Annotated in this window: 12 protein-coding genes; 6 read left to right on the forward strand and 6 right to left on the reverse strand. The window is 73.4% G+C overall.

The features are described from left to right. Nucleotides 1-564 precede the first annotated feature (564 nt). Nucleotides 565-723 (forward strand): hypothetical protein, encoded by a 159-nt coding sequence (locus ACSNOK_RS21510; RefSeq protein WP_436782370.1) that lies wholly within the window; start codon nt 565-567, stop codon nt 721-723. 164 nt (nt 724-887) lie between these two features. Here ACSNOK_RS21510 and ACSNOK_RS21515 read toward each other — a convergent pair whose 3' ends face one another. Then, nucleotides 888-1,754, reverse strand: a complete 867-nt coding sequence (locus ACSNOK_RS21515) for a MaoC/PaaZ C-terminal domain-containing protein (protein WP_436782371.1) — start codon at nt 1,752-1,754, stop codon at nt 888-890. A 379-nt stretch (nt 1,755-2,133) separates the two neighbouring features. Here ACSNOK_RS21515 and ACSNOK_RS21520 point away from each other — a divergent pair, with 379 nt between their 5' ends. From ACSNOK_RS21520 to ACSNOK_RS21540, 5 genes are all read left to right on the forward strand, one after another. Further along, complete coding sequence (locus ACSNOK_RS21520; protein ID WP_436782372.1) at nt 2,134-3,477, forward strand: histidine kinase; 1,344 nt, start codon at nt 2,134-2,136, stop codon at nt 3,475-3,477. Beyond that, the gene (locus ACSNOK_RS21525; protein ID WP_436782373.1) at nt 3,474-4,079 is read left to right on the forward strand and encodes a response regulator transcription factor; all 606 of its coding nucleotides are present in this window, start codon (nt 3,474-3,476) and stop codon (nt 4,077-4,079) included. The genes ACSNOK_RS21520 and ACSNOK_RS21525 overlap by 4 nt, the downstream gene beginning before the upstream one ends. Before the next feature lie 278 nt (nt 4,080-4,357). Next, complete coding sequence (locus tag ACSNOK_RS21530) at nt 4,358-4,951, forward strand: class I SAM-dependent methyltransferase (protein WP_436782380.1); 594 nt, start codon at nt 4,358-4,360, stop codon at nt 4,949-4,951. 179 nt (nt 4,952-5,130) lie between these two features. Continuing rightward, complete coding sequence (locus tag ACSNOK_RS21535; protein WP_436782381.1) at nt 5,131-6,060, forward strand: N-acetylmuramoyl-L-alanine amidase; 930 nt, start codon at nt 5,131-5,133, stop codon at nt 6,058-6,060. 221 nt (nt 6,061-6,281) lie between these two features. Further along, nucleotides 6,282-7,178 carry a DUF5336 domain-containing protein gene (locus ACSNOK_RS21540; RefSeq protein WP_436782374.1) on the forward strand — a complete coding sequence of 299 codons (897 nt, stop codon included), beginning with the start codon at nt 6,282-6,284 and terminating at the stop codon, nt 7,176-7,178. 91 nt (nt 7,179-7,269) lie between these two features. Here ACSNOK_RS21540 and ACSNOK_RS21545 read toward each other — a convergent pair whose 3' ends face one another. The 5 genes from ACSNOK_RS21545 to ACSNOK_RS21565 form a co-directional block, all read right to left on the reverse strand. Continuing rightward, on the reverse strand, nt 7,270-8,883 hold the full coding sequence (locus ACSNOK_RS21545) for a M1 family metallopeptidase (protein WP_436782375.1): 1,614 nt from the start codon (nt 8,881-8,883) through the stop codon (nt 7,270-7,272). A gap of 77 nt (nt 8,884-8,960) precedes the next feature. Further along, the gene (locus ACSNOK_RS21550) at nt 8,961-9,509 is read right to left on the reverse strand and encodes a hypothetical protein (RefSeq protein ID WP_436782376.1); all 549 of its coding nucleotides are present in this window, start codon (nt 9,507-9,509) and stop codon (nt 8,961-8,963) included. A 218-nt stretch (nt 9,510-9,727) separates the two neighbouring features. Then, nucleotides 9,728-10,828 (reverse strand): prenyltransferase, encoded by a 1,101-nt coding sequence (locus ACSNOK_RS21555; protein WP_436782377.1) that lies wholly within the window; start codon nt 10,826-10,828, stop codon nt 9,728-9,730. Then, nucleotides 10,825-11,601: a methyltransferase domain-containing protein gene (locus ACSNOK_RS21560; protein ID WP_436782378.1), complete on the reverse strand. Its 777-nt coding sequence runs from the start codon at nt 11,599-11,601 to the stop codon at nt 10,825-10,827. Before ACSNOK_RS21560 ends, ACSNOK_RS21555 begins: the two co-directional genes overlap by 4 nt. Before the next feature lie 515 nt (nt 11,602-12,116). Beyond that, nucleotides 12,117-13,490, reverse strand: a complete 1,374-nt coding sequence (locus tag ACSNOK_RS21565) for a glycosyltransferase family 4 protein (RefSeq protein ID WP_436782379.1) — start codon at nt 13,488-13,490, stop codon at nt 12,117-12,119. Nucleotides 13,491-13,897 lie beyond the last annotated feature (407 nt).

The following is a 13,897-nucleotide window of genomic DNA, read 5'->3' on the forward strand; positions in this document are numbered from 1 at the left end:
GGCGGGCCGGGCAGGCCGGGCAGGCCGGGCAGGCCGGGCAGGCCGGGCAGGCCGGGCAGGCCGGGCAGGCCGGGGACGCTACCCGCGGACGGGTCGCGGGCGGTCTGCGATCGGCCCCGGCGCGCGCCTGAGACGGGCCGGAAAGCGGACGGCGAGCACACCCCCGTCGGGCCTCAGGCGATCCGCCGGCGTGCCTCAGGCGATCCCCCGACAGGCCCCAGGCGATCCGCCCATACCGGGCCGACGGTGACCCGCCCGGAGACGCCACCCGGAGGCCGCCCGGGGCCCGCGCCGAGGCCGCCCCGGGGGTGGCTCACGCGATCAAGGTCCCGTTAGACTTCGGGCCGGGGGTTGCGCACGTGGTACCGGCGGAGCACCGCGGTGCGCCGAACGACCGCGCGCGGTACGGGCGTTGACCGTACCCAGGGGCGACACCTACGGGTGTCCCCCACCGGGACGGCACCCAAGGGTGCCACCCGAGGGCGGCGTCCCATGGGCGTCGGCCGACGCCGCGGCCCCCGACGCGCAGAGCACGCACCCACATCCCACGGAGTGACTCCCGACATGTCCGAAGTCCGAACCGACACGACCGAGGCGCGCCCCCTGGAGGCGTCCGCCCAGGCCGCAGCCGCCGGCTCCGGCAGGCACCGCGGCCCGGCGTCGTCCGACGACGCCGGCGGCCCCGCCCGCGGCAAGCACCGGCGCACCGCCGACGCCGCCTGACGAGCGGATCCCGAGAGCAGCGCGGCCCCGGCGCGGGCGGCGGGCCCACCGGCCCGCTCCCCCGCCGGGGCCCGTCGCTTTCGGCCGCCGTGCCCCTCCGCCCATTCCGCCCGTTCCGTTCGTTCCGCGCCGCGCGTGCTCGCGTCCGGCCACCCGTGCCGGCCTCAGACGTGTTCGACGACGGTGTCGGCCAGCACCTCCGCGTCGTCCCGCTCCACGACCGTCACGGACACCTGCACCCGCCCGGGCCCCGGCGTCTCGCGCCACATCCGCACCCGTAGGGTCTCCCCCGGATAGACCACCCCCGCGAACCGTGTCCCGTACGAGCGCACCCGCTCGACCCGCCCCTCCAGCACCGTGTCCACGACCGCCTTCAGGGTCATCCCGTAGGTGCAGAGCCCGTGCAGAATCGGCCGGTGGAAACCGGCCCGCGCCGCGAACTCCGGGTCGGCGTGCAGGGGGTTCCAGTCCCCCGACAGCCGGTAGAGCAGCGCCTGGTCCTCGCGGACGGCCCGCTCGACGGTCAGGTCCGGCGTCCGGTCGGGGACGTCGAGCCGCGCCGATTCGCCGCGCTCGCCGCCGAAGCCGCCCTCGCCGCGGACGTAGATCCGCGCTTCGCCGCGCCACAGCGGCCCGTCCACGTCGTCGACGTCGGTGCGCAGCACGACGACGGCCGCCTTGCCCTTGTCGTACACGGCGGCGACGCGCGAGGTCTGGGTGACGCCGTCGGCGCGGACGGGCAGTGGACGGTGCAGCGTGATGGTGTGCCCGCCGTGCAGCACCCGGGCGAGGTCGACGTCGACGCCCGGGGTGGAGAGCCCGGCCGCGAGGGCCATTCCGCCGCCCGCGACGGTGGCGAAGGAGGGCAGGACGTGCAGCCCGCTCTCCAGGGTGTAGCGGAGTTCGGCCGGGTCGGTGGCGGGGATGCCCGCGCCGATGCCGAGGTGGTAGAGGAGGACGTCCTTGTGGTCCCAGGAGAGGGAGACGGTTCGCGGTTCGGCGGCCATGGCCTTGGCTGCGTCGATGGGCATGGAGAGGGACTCCTTCGCCGGCACGGAACATCGGGTTCGGGACAACGGGGGCACAGGGCAACAGGTACGGACGGCGGACGCGGGACGACAAGCACGGGACGGCAAGCACGGGACGGCGGACGCGGGACGACAGGCACGGAACGACAAGCACGGGACGACAGGCACACGACACCGGCACGGCCGGAAACGACGCCGGAACAAGAACGTGTTCCACCGACCGCGACCGAACCCTTATAACCGCTCCACCGCGCGAGAGGAAGGCCCCGGACGCCTCCCCCGTTCCGTCCCGAGCCCGCCCCCTCCCGGGACAAATGTCACCGCCTTCCCCAGACATCAGGCATCTGCCCAGGTCACGCGCGTGTTGCCTAGGATGCGGCGTATGAAGCGCATGCCCGAGGAGATCGAACGGATGAGGGCGCCCGGCAGGAAGGCGTTCATGCCGTGGCTCTTCTCCCTCAGCGGCGACACCGTGCACATGGTCCTCGGGGACATGCCGCTGCCCTGGCTCGGCGGCCTGGGTGAACTGGCCTTCGTCGCCCTGTACGTGACCGTCGTCTTCAGCGCCCTGGACGAGCGCAGGCGGCACACCCGCGTCCCCGTCCTGGCCCTGATCGGGATGGCCGTGCTCGCGTACGCCCTCAACATCGGCTACCGGGACTACTGGCAGATGTGCTTCCCGCTGCTGTCCATCGCCACCGGCATGGTGCTGCGCGACCGGAGCCGGCTGCTGGGCGCCGCCCTGGGCACGCTCGGCCTCACCTGCGGGCTGTCCTTCTTCGTCCGGCCCGACGACGACAGTGTGGGCAGCGTCCTGGCCGTCAGCTGGGGTACGGCGCTCGGCGGCCTGGTGGCGGCCGCCGTCCTCAACCTCTTCGCGGCCATCACCGTCCTCCGCGACACCCGCGAGGAACTGGCCCACGCCGCCGTCGAACGCGAACGGCTGCGCTTCTCCCGCGACCTGCACGACCTGCTCGGGCACACCATGTCCGTGATCGTGGTCAAGGCGGAGGCGGTCCGCCGGCTCGGTCCCCGGAACCTGGACGCCGCGCTCGGCCAGGCCGCCGACATCGAGGCGGTCGGCCGCCAGGCGCTCACCGAGATCCGCGAGGCGGTCACCGGCTACCGCGAGGGCAGCCTCACCACCGAGCTGGACAACGCCCGTTCGCTGCTCGACGCGTCCGGCATCACCGCCGAAATCCGGCAGTCCGGCCCGCCGCTCCCGCCGCAGACCGGTGTGCTGCTGGGCTGGGTGGTGCGCGAGGGCGTCACCAACGTCGTCCGGCACAGCGGCGCCTCGCGCTGCGAGATCGAGGTACGCGGCAAACCCGACCGCGTACACCTGGAGATCATCGACAACGGCGCGGGCGTAGGCTCGGCGGAAGCGGCCGAGGCGGGGGCGGGGGATCCGGCGGAGCCGGCCGGTCCGCGCACGGGCGGCAACGGGCTCAAGGGCCTCACCGAGCGGCTGGCCGCCGCCGGCGGCTCCCTGCGCACCGGCCCCGACGGGCGGCGCGGCTTCCGGCTCGTGGCCGAACTGCCGGTGGACGACGAGCCGTACGCCAGGACCGGCGACCCGACCGGTGGGACGAACGGCGACAGGACCGGCGACGGGACCGATGGCAGGACCGGTGGCAGGACCGGCGACAGGAACAGCGAGCGAGCCGGCGGTACGACCGGCGACAAGACCGGCGTCAGGCGCGGCGAGAAGGAGCGAGCGGCGTGATCAGGACACTGCTGGCCGAGGACCAGGGCATGATGCGGGGCGCTCTCGCGCTGCTGCTCGGGCTGGAGGACGACATCGAGGTCGTCGCCCAGGTCGGCAACGGCGACGAGATCCTGCCCACCGCCCTCCGGGAGCGTCCGGACATCGCCCTCCTCGACATCGAACTCCCCGGCCGCAGCGGCCTCGACGCGGCGGCCGACCTCCGGCAGCGGCTGCCCGAGTGCCGGGTGCTGATACTCACCACCTTCGGGCGGCCCGGCTACCTCCGCCGCGCCATGGAGGCGGGCGCCTCCGGCTTCCTGGTCAAGGACGGCCCCGTCGAAGACCTCGCCGCCGCCATCCGCCGCGCCCTCGCCGGCGAGCGCGTCATCGACCCCGCCCTGGCCGCGGCGGCGTTGAGCGCCGGCCCCAACCCGCTGACGCAGCGGGAGCGGGACGTGCTCTCGGCGGCGGTGGACGGGGCGACGGTCGCGGACATCGCGGCGAAGGTACACCTGTCGCCCGCGACGGTGCGCAACTACCTGTCCGCGGCCATCGGCAAGACGCAGACGCGGAACCGGATGGAGGCGGTCCGGGCTGCCCGGCAGAACGGGTGGTTGTAGGGTTCCCCGGACTCCCGGACTCCGGACTCCCGACCTCCGGCCCCCCGAAACCGCGCTCTGTGCGGTTGTCGGCGATCGCCGGACGGGCCGGAGTGCGCGCCCAGGCACAGTCCGGCCCGTCCGGCATCGCGACAGAGGACGAGCGGCGAAACCGCGAGAGCAGTCACAGCCCGCCGCAGGCGCCCCGCCGCTTGACCACCACCCACCCGACCACCGAAGGACGAACCGTGCCCCCGAAGCCCGCCACCCTGACCGCCTTCGAGGAAGCGAAAGGCTTCATGCCCCTGGACGAGGGCCTCGCCCTGCACCAGGCCGCCGAGACCGCCGCCGCCCTCGGCCACCCCCTCCTCGAAGTCGGCACCTACTGCGGCCGTTCGACCCTCCTCCTCGCCGACGCCGCCCGCGAGGCCGGCACGACGGTCGTGACGGTGGACCACCACCGCGGCAGCGAGGAGCAGCAGCCGGGCTGGGAGTACCACGACACGTCCTTGATCGACGACAGCCCGGGCGTCGGCCGGATGGACACCCTCCCCACGTTCCGCCGGACGCTGTACCGGGCGGGCCTGGAGGACTACGTGGTGGCGGTCGTCGGCCGCTCGCCGCAGGTGGCCGCGCTGTGGGGGACACCGCTGGGGCTGGTGTTCATCGACGGCGGCCACACGGACGAGCACGCGACGGCGGACTACGAGGGCTGGGCGCCGCACCTCGCGCGGGGCGGACTGCTCGTCGTCCACGACGTCTTCCCCGACCCGGCCGACGGCGGCCAGGCACCGTACCGGGTCTATCTGCGGGCCCTGGAGTCGGGTGGGTTCACGGAGGTCTCCGTGACGGGGTCGATGCGGGTTCTGCGCCGGACGGGCCCCGCGACCTGACGGGCGGCGCTAGCATCGCCCGAGTGTCCTACGGCAGCTCTCCTCGTCACTCCGGTCGCCCCGGCCGAACCGAGCGACCCGACCGCACCGAGCGACCCGACCGGCCTGACCGGCCCGGCCGGCCCCTCCGTCGCGGTCGTCCCCGGCCGGCCCGTCGCGCCCGTCCGGCCGTCGCGGCCCTGACCGCGCTGCTGCTGGCGGCCGCGGTCGCCGGGTGCGACGACGACGGGGCGGCCGACGCCAAGGCGTCCGCGCCGGCCGGTGGTTCCCCGTCCGCGCCGGCCGGCCGCTCGCCCGCGCCGGCCCCGCCGGCCCGGACACCGGCGGCGAAGAGCGCGCCGTCGTCCCCGCCCGCCTCCTCGGAACCGGCGAAACCTTCCGTCCCGCCCGCCGACGCCGCGCCCCCCGGGTACGCACCGGCCGGCGACGGGCCGCTCCGCGGGAAGGTCGTGGTCATCGATCCCGGGCACAACATCCGCAACCAGCGGCACACCGCCGAGATCGACCGGTCCGTCGACATCGGCACCGGGCGCAAGGAGTGCGACACCACCGGCACGTCCACCGACTCGGGTTACGCGGAGGCCAGGTTCAGCCTGGACGTCGCCCACCGCATCCGGTCGATCCTCCAGACGCAGGGCGCCCGGGTCACCCTCACCCACGACGACGACCGGCCGTTCGGCCCCTGCGTGGACGAACGGGCCGCGATCGGCAACAAGGCGCACGCCGACGCCGCGCTGTCCGTGCACGCGGACGGCGCCGCCCCCGGACAGCGCGGCGTCCACGTGATCCTGCCCGCCAAGGTCAAGGGTGGCCGGGCGGACACCGCCCCGATCGTCGAGCCGTCGAAGGAACTCGGCGAGCGCGTCCTCGGCCGGTTCGTACGGGCCACCGGCAGCATGCCGTCCAACTACGTGGGCCACAACACGGGCCTTGACGTCCGGAGCGACCTGGGCGGCCTCAACCTCTCCACCGTTCCGAAGGTGTTCATCGAGTGCGGCAACATGCGCGATCCGCAGGACGCCGCCCAACTCACGGACGACGGCTGGCGGCAGAAGGCGGCGCAGGGGATCGCGGACGGGATCCGGGAGTTCATCCTGAGCCGGCCGTGAGCCGACCTCCGGCCCGCCGGCTTTAAGCAGTCCGTATAACGGCAGGCCACGGGCTTGTCACGAGGGCGAAACGAAGAGACGCCCCGGGCATCGGGGCGGTAGGTTCCCCCGTACGATGGGGGGCCGCTCTCTGCGGAACCCGTCTCGCGCCCCGGCGGTATCGACGAGACCGCGACGACAGACAACCGACAGATGCTGACGGCACAGACAAAGGACTTCAGGTGAACATCCGCTCCCTCACTAGAGGCGACGGCGTGGTGATCGGTGCAGCGGTGTTGCTGTTCATTGCCTCGTTCCTCGACTTCTTCTCGTTCAAGTGCGACGTTCCGCCGGACTCCGGACTCGGCAGCGGCTTCGCGCGCAAGTACTGCGAGAACATCGACAACCCGAACGGCTGGGAGTCGGCGCTCTTCCCCGTCCTGCCGTCGATCTTCCTCGCGGGCGTCCTCGCCGCCGCCCTGATCGTCACCGCCCGCCTGCTGCCGGGCGACCGCAAGGTCCTCGGGATGGGGCTCGACCAGTGGGGCACGGCGTTCGCCGTGTTCGCCGCCTGGTCCTCCCTCTGGGCGCTCGGTGGCGGCGGTGAACGCAACAACCCGGGCATCGGCCTCATCCTCGGCCTGATCGCCAACCTGGCGATGGCCGCGGCCGCCCTCTTCACCCAGCGCGTCCCCGCCCTGAAGGCCCCCCTCCTCGGCGCCTCCTCCCCCCAGGTGCAGTCCCCCTACGGGACCGGCTCGCACCCCGGCTACGGCTACCCGGGTCCGGGCGGTCCGGCCGGCGGCTCCTTCGGCGGGCAGCCGTACGGTGCTCCGCAGCCGGCCGACCAGACCGGTCCGCAGCCGACGGCCGGGCAGCCGGCCGGCGGTACGGGCGGTGCTCCGGCGGCCGGTTCGCAGGCTCCCGCCGCGGGCGGTTCGGACTTCGCGCCGTTCTGGTTCGCCGTTCCGGTGAACCGTCCGCTGTTCCCGGAGGACGGCGGGCAGACGCCGATGGCCGAGCTGACCCCCGGTACCTGGTACCTGGCGGTGGACCAGCGCGGCGCCGCGCTCGTCGCGCAGACCCAGGACGGCCGTCGGGGCGTCCTCCAGGACACCTCGGGCATCCAGCGCGGCTGACGCGCTCGTCCCCTGCCTGGCCGAAGGCCCGCCGGACTCCCCGGCGGGCCTTCGCCGTTCCCGGGGGCGGTCCGGGCGGTCCGGGCGGCCCTTAGCGGTGGTCCGGCTTCGCGGCCTTGAAGAGCCAGGTGTCGAAGAGGTCGCCCAGGTCCTTGTCCGCCTTCTTCTCGCAGAGCCGGATGAAGTCGTCGGTCCCGGCGTTGCCGTGGCGGTGGTCACGCGCCCAGGTGCGGAGTATGTCGAAGAAGGTGTCGTCCCCGACGGTCTCCCGCAGTTTGTGCAGCACCATCGCGCCCCGCCCGTAGACCGGCCGGCCGGATATCGTCTCGGCGGTCGGATAGGCGGGCGGGAAGGCCCAGATGTCCTCGCCCTTCTCGTCGCTGAATTCCTCGTCCTCGCCGTCGTAGAAGTCGTCGAAGATCTGCCGCTCCGTCCGCTTCCGCTCCTGCCGCGCCTCCCACATCCACTCCGTGTACTCGGCGAAGCCCTCGTTGAGCCACATGTCCCGCCAGGTGCGCGGGGTGACGGAGTTGCCGAACCACTGGTGGGCGAGCTCGTGCGCGATGAGCCGGTCGGTCGGCGGCTTCTGGTAGTAGGGCTTCGGCTGGGTCTCCAGTGCGTAACGGATGTACGGATTGCGGTCGATGACCGCGCCCGACGACGTGAAGGGGTACGGGCCGAACATCTTCTCCTCCCACGCCAGCACCTTGGGCACCATCTCCTTCATGTGCCGCGCGGCCGCGCCCTCCCCCTTCGCGTAAGCGATGTACACCGGGACGTTCCGCGCGGTGGACGAGGCGGAGGCCGCCGACGCCGCAGAGGTCGCCGAGGTGTTCAGGACCTCGAACTCGCCGACGGCGACGCTCGCCACGTAGCTCGCCATCGGCTCGCCGTTGTGCCAGCGGAAGGTGGTCCAGGTGTCGCCGTCCTCGTCCTCTTCCTCCTCGGTGCCCTTCGGCTCGCCGTTGGCGACGGCGGTGAAGCCCTTGGGGACGGAGACGGTGAAGTCGTAGGCGGCCTTGTCGGACGGGTGGTGGTTGCCCGGGAACCAGGCCATCGAGCCCTCCGGCTCGCCCAGTCCGACCGCTCCGTGATCCGTCTCGATCCAGCCCTCCTTGGCGCCGTCCCGGTCCCGGACCGTCCGCGGCCTGCCCTCGTACGCGATCTCCGTCCGGAACGTCCGTCCCTTGCCCAGCGGTCGCGCGGGCTCCACCCGCAACTTGGTCCCGGAACGCGAGGTCTTCGCGGACTTCCCGTCGACCTTGGCGGACGTCACCTTGAGGCCCTTGAGGTCGAGGGTGAACGCGCTCAGCTTCTTCGTCGTCCGCGCGGTGATGACGGCGGTCGCGTCGAGGTCGTTGCCCTCGGGCTCGTAGTCGAGGGTGAGGCCGTAGTGCTCCACTTGGTAGCCGCGGTTGCCGAGGGTGGGGAAGACCGGGTCGCCGACGCCCGTCCCGCCCTCCTCCGCGCCGTCGTCCCCGCCGCCTCCGCCGCCCCCGCCGCCACAGGCCGCGACGAACGCCAGGGCGAGGGCCGCGGGCAGGACCCGGCGGCGGACCGAGCGACGGGCGGGGCGGGAGGCCGGAGCCGGGCCGGAGGCCGAGGCGGAGGCCGAGGCCGAGGCCGAGGCCGAGCGGGAGTCTGCGGCTGAAACTGAGGCTGAGGCTGAGGCTGGGCGGGAAGCGGCTTCCGTCGTCCGGTTCATGGGCCCCATGCTGTCATCGGCTTCCGGACGGCCGGCAGGGCCGGGGGCCTGCCCGGCCCCCGGCGGGCGGCTGCCGGTCAGCCCTTCTGGAGCTCGCTCGTCGACGGCACCTTGTCGGTGACGGGGGCCCCGGCGCTCTTGCCCGCGTCCTTGACCTTGCCGATGACGCTGTCGACGGAGTTCACGTCGCTGTCCGTGGCCTCGCCCTTGCGGAGCTTGCTGCCGAGACCCTTGAGGGAGTCGATGCCCGCGTTGACGGGAGCCAGCGCCTTGGCGAGCGTCGGGTCGCCCTGGGCGTTGCGGGTGGCGGCCTTGAGCCGGTTGTAGGTGAACGCCCCGGCGAGGCCCGCTTTGACGAGGGCGCCCGTCCGGCCGTCCGCCCCCTTCTTGAACGCGCCGTTGCGGTACGGCTTGACGATCCACTGGTAGGCCGCGCCGGCCGCGAGCCCGGCGTTGGCGACGAACCGGGTCTTGGCGAACTTCTGCTTCTCGATCGAGCTCGTCGGGCTCGCCTCGCCGGTGGACTTCTCCTTCTTGTCGCCGCCACAGGCCGAACCGGCCAGCAACAGGCCGCAGACCAGCGGCAGGACGACAACGGTGCGGCGGGCACGGGCACGGTCGGACACGCTTGCCTCCGGGGCCGGCGGGCACGGTACGGAACCAGCGTGACCCGCCCGGCCGCCCGGCGCATCCGGACCGCATCGTTCGGGCTACCGGGTGCGGGCGTACACGTCGAGAACGGGCCGAATGTGGGCGGCCGGCGCCGGCCGGGAGGCGCGGCCTGCCCATTTGAGCGCGCCCCGCCCGCCCGGCCGCCCGATCCGGCCTTACGTCCGCCCGTCCGTCAGTCGCAGCAGTTCGGTTCGAGCCCGCGGGGCAGGCGTTCGCCGCCGAACACGGCCGTCGTCGCCTCGTCGCCACCCAGCGCCGCCACCGCCAGCAGCAGCGAACCGGCCGTCCACGTGGTGAGCTCCTCGGGCCACACGGCGTCGTCCTCGAAGACGTAACCGGTCCAGTACATGCCGTTGTCGGCGCGCAGGTGCTGGATCCAGCGGAGGATCTCGACGGCGCGGTCGGACTCGCCCATCACCCAGAGCGCGAGGGCGAGTTCGCAGCTCTCGCCGCCGGTCACCCAGGGGTTGGGCAGGACGCAGCGCACGCCGAGGCCGGGAACGACGAAGCGGTCCCAGCCCTCCGCGATCCGGGCCGCCGCCTCGGCGCCGGTGACGGCACCGCCGAGGACCGGGTAGTACCAGTCCATGGAGTAGCGGCTTTTGTCCAGAAACCGCTCCGGGTGCCGGCGGATCGCGTGCGCCAGCAGGCCGGTGGCCAACTCCCAGTCCGGCTGCGGTTCCTCGCGGTGCTCGGCGATGGCGAGGGCGCAGCGCAGCGCCTGGTGGATGGAGGACGAACCGGTGAGCAGGGCGTCGGTGACATCGGCGCCGCCCGTCCCGTCGTCGCCGGGTGCCTCGCGTTTCCAGCCGATCTGGCCGCCGGGCTGCTGGAGCGAGAGGACGAACTCGACGGCCGCGAAGACCGTCGGCCACATGCGGTCGAGGAACGCGTCGTCGCCGGTGGAGAGGTAGTGGTGCCAGACGCCGACGGCGACGTAGGCGACGAAGTTGGTCTCGCGGGCGCGGTCGGTGGGGTTCCGGTGGTCGCCGTCGGCGTAGGCGGCGTACCAGGAGCCGTCGGGGTTCTGGTGCTCGGCGAGCCAGCGGTAGGCGGCCTCGGCCCGGTCGTGCTCTCCCGCGGCGTCCAGGGCCATGGCGGCCTCGACGTGGTCCCACGGGTCGAGGTGGTGGCCGCGGAACCAGGGTATGGCGCCGTCCGCGCGCTGTCCGGCGGCGATGCCGGCGACGGTCGCGTCGAGTTGTTCGGCGGTCAGGACGCCGGGGAGCGCGAGGCGTTCGAGGCGGCCGGGGCGGCGGCTGTAGGTGGTCACGCGCGGTCCTTCGCGGCCGAGGCGGGCGCGGACTCACTGTTGGACGCGTCGTCGGCAGGCAGGTGCGGCTTGGTGGCGTAGGCGACGAAGCTCTTGCCGATGACGGGGTTGAGGACCTGCTCGGCGATCCGGGTGGCCGCGGGCTTCTTCATGATGTCCCAGACCAGGAGCTTGTGGTACGCGCGGACGGGCAGCGCCTTGTCGTTGTCCACGCCGAACGCGCACTTGAGCCACCAGTAGGGGCTGTGCAGGCCGTGCGCGTGGTGGGTGCCGTACGGCTTCAGGCCGGCCTCCTCCATCTTGCGCAGCAGTTCGTCGGCCTTGTAGATGCGGATGTGGCCGCCCTCGACCTCGTGGTAGGCGTCGCTGAGCGCCCAGCACACCTTCTCGGGGCCGTAGCGCGGCACGGTCACGGCGATCCGGCCGCCCGGCTTGAGGACGCGGACCATCTCGGCGAGCACGCCCTTGTCGTCGGGGATGTGCTCCATGACCTCGGAGATGATGACGACGTCGAAGCTGTCGTCTGGGAAGGGCAGGGCCAGCGCGTCGCCTTCCATGGCGGTGGCGGTGGCGCCGGCCGGGGCCTCGCCGGCCTCCTTCATGGCGGCGAACCACTTGGCGACCTCGCGGATCTCGTCCGCGTTGCGGTCGAGGGCGACCACCCGGGCGCCACGCCGGTAACACTCGAAGGCGTGCCGGCCCGCACCGCAGCCCAGGTCGAGGACGCGGTCGCCGGCGGCGAGCGGGAAGCGGGAGAAATCGACGGTCAGCACGGAGTTCTGCTTTCGTCCGACGGGGCAGGTCAGTGACGGTCGGCGCCCGGCCGGGCGGGCTGCCGCGCGGAAGCGGTGCCGCCCGGGGAGGGCGGCGGTCGGTCGGCCGGCTCCCTGGGGAACCGTTCGGTGTTCCGGGAACCGTTCGGTCCCTAGGGGCCGGACGGACCCTGGGGGGTCGTTCGAACTGTAGGGGTCGGGCACTCCGTAAGGGACAGGCGCCCCCCTAAGGACCGGCGTTCCCCTAGGGGTCGGCGCTCCCCTAGTGGTCGGCATCCCCCTGGGGGTCGGCGCTCCCCTAGTGGTCCGCGTCCCCTACGGGGCGACGCGCCCTTAGGGGTCGGCTCCCCCTAAGGGTCGGCTCCCCCTAGGGGGTCGGCTCCCCGCTAAGGGTCACTTCGCCCCCTAAGGGCCGGCTCCCCGTACGGGATCACCTCTCCCCTTACGGGACCGCCTCTCCCCACAAGAGGGCCGCTCCACTACGGGCGTACCGCCCCCCTACGGTGTCCCGCCCCCTACGGGCGGGCGCGGGAAGTCCGGACGGGCAAGGGGCCCGCGCCGCTCCGGGCCCGGGCTCTCGCCTCGGCGGCCCGCTCGATCGACATCCGGTAGCGTTCGGCGGTCCCGATGGCCGCCTGCCGCCAGGTGAAGCGGGACAGCACCCGTTCCCGCCCGGCGGCGCCGAGGCGGCGGCGCAGTTCCCCGTCCCCGAGCAGCCGCTTGAGGGCACCGGCCAGCGCGTCGGCGTCCCCCGGCGGCACGGCGAGGCAGGTCTCGCCGTCGGGGCCGGCGACCTCGGGGATCGCCCCGCCGGTGGTGGCCACCAGCGGCGTCCCGGTCGCCATGGCCTCGGCGGCGGGCAGCGAGAATCCTTCGTACAGCGACGGCACACAGGCCACCTGGGCACCGCGCACCAGGTCCACCAGCTCGGCGTCGCTGATGCCCTTGACGAACTCCACGGCGCCTTCGAGCCCGTAGGTCTCGATGGCGCGCGCCACCGGCCCGTCGTCGGCGCGCCGGCCGACGACGACGAGGTGCGCGTCCGGGTTCTCCGTCCGTACCTTCGCCAGCGCCTCGACCAGGTACACCAGGCCCTTGAGCGGGACGTCGGCGCTGGAAGTGGTGACGATCCGGCCCGGGACCACGGGGACCGACGGGTCGGGCGAGAAGAGGTCCGTGTCGGCGCCTATCGGCACCACGTGGACGCGCTCCGGGCGCACCCCGAGGTGGTCGACGATCTCCTGCCGGGAGGAGCCGGAGACGGTGACGATCGACGGCAGGCAGCGGGCGACCCGCTCCTGCATGCGGGTGAAGCCGTACCAGCGGCGGACGGAGAGCCGCCGCTTCCAGTCCTGCGCGGCGTCCAGCTCCAGCCGCCGGTCGACGGTGACCGGGTGGTGGACGGTGGTGACCAGCGGGGCGCCGAGGTCGGCGAGGAGGCCGTAGCCGAGCGTCTGGTTGTCGTGGACGACGTCGAAGTCGCCGCGGCGGGCGGCCAGATGGCGCCGGGCGCGCAGCGAGAAGGTCAGCGGCTCGGGGAAGCCGCCGGTCCACATGGTGCCGACCTCCAGCGCGTCGACCCAGTCGCGGTACTCGTCGCGCTTGGGGGTACGGAAGGGGTCGGGCTGCCGGTAGAGGTCCAGGCTGGGGAGTTCGGTGAGGGTGACGCCCTCGTCCAGGACGGGGTAGGGCTGGGCGCCGATGACCTCGACGGAGTGGCCGAGCCGGGCCAGCTCACGGGAGAGGTGGCGGACGTAGACGCCCTGGCCGCCGCAGAACGGGTTGCCCTTGTACGACAGCAGCGCGATGCGCAGCGGCGCGTCGCCCCCGGCCGGGGACATCGCGGCGAGCGGACCTGACCCGACTGCCTGGGCGGTCTCAGCGGTCACTCGCGGCCCCCATTCTTCCTGCGGTTCAGCGGGAGCGTAACCGCTCCCGATTCTCTAGAACAAGTTTCACTATCGGAAACCGGCGGAAAGACCGACAAGTCCAGAACGTACCCGAGGCGTCGGCGGGCGGCGATCGGACCACCTCCACCCGGACTCCGGCCCGGCCTCGACACGGCCTCGGCACGGGCTTGGTACGGCCCACGCCGGGCCGCCGCCACAGCTCCGCACCCGTCGGTCCCCCGGCGGGCCCCGTCCGGCCGCGGACCTGGGACGCGGCCCGTCCGGCCCGCTAATGTGGAACACGTTCCAGTGATTCGCGTCACTGAGCCGCGCCCTGCCATCATGCTGGCGACCGCCCCCTGCAGAGGAACGCACCGACGTGGGACAGAAGACCGCAGACCCGAGAG

Source organism: Streptomyces sp. URMC 126 (assembly GCF_051386555.1).
GTDB lineage: Bacteria > Actinomycetota > Actinomycetes > Streptomycetales > Streptomycetaceae > Streptomyces.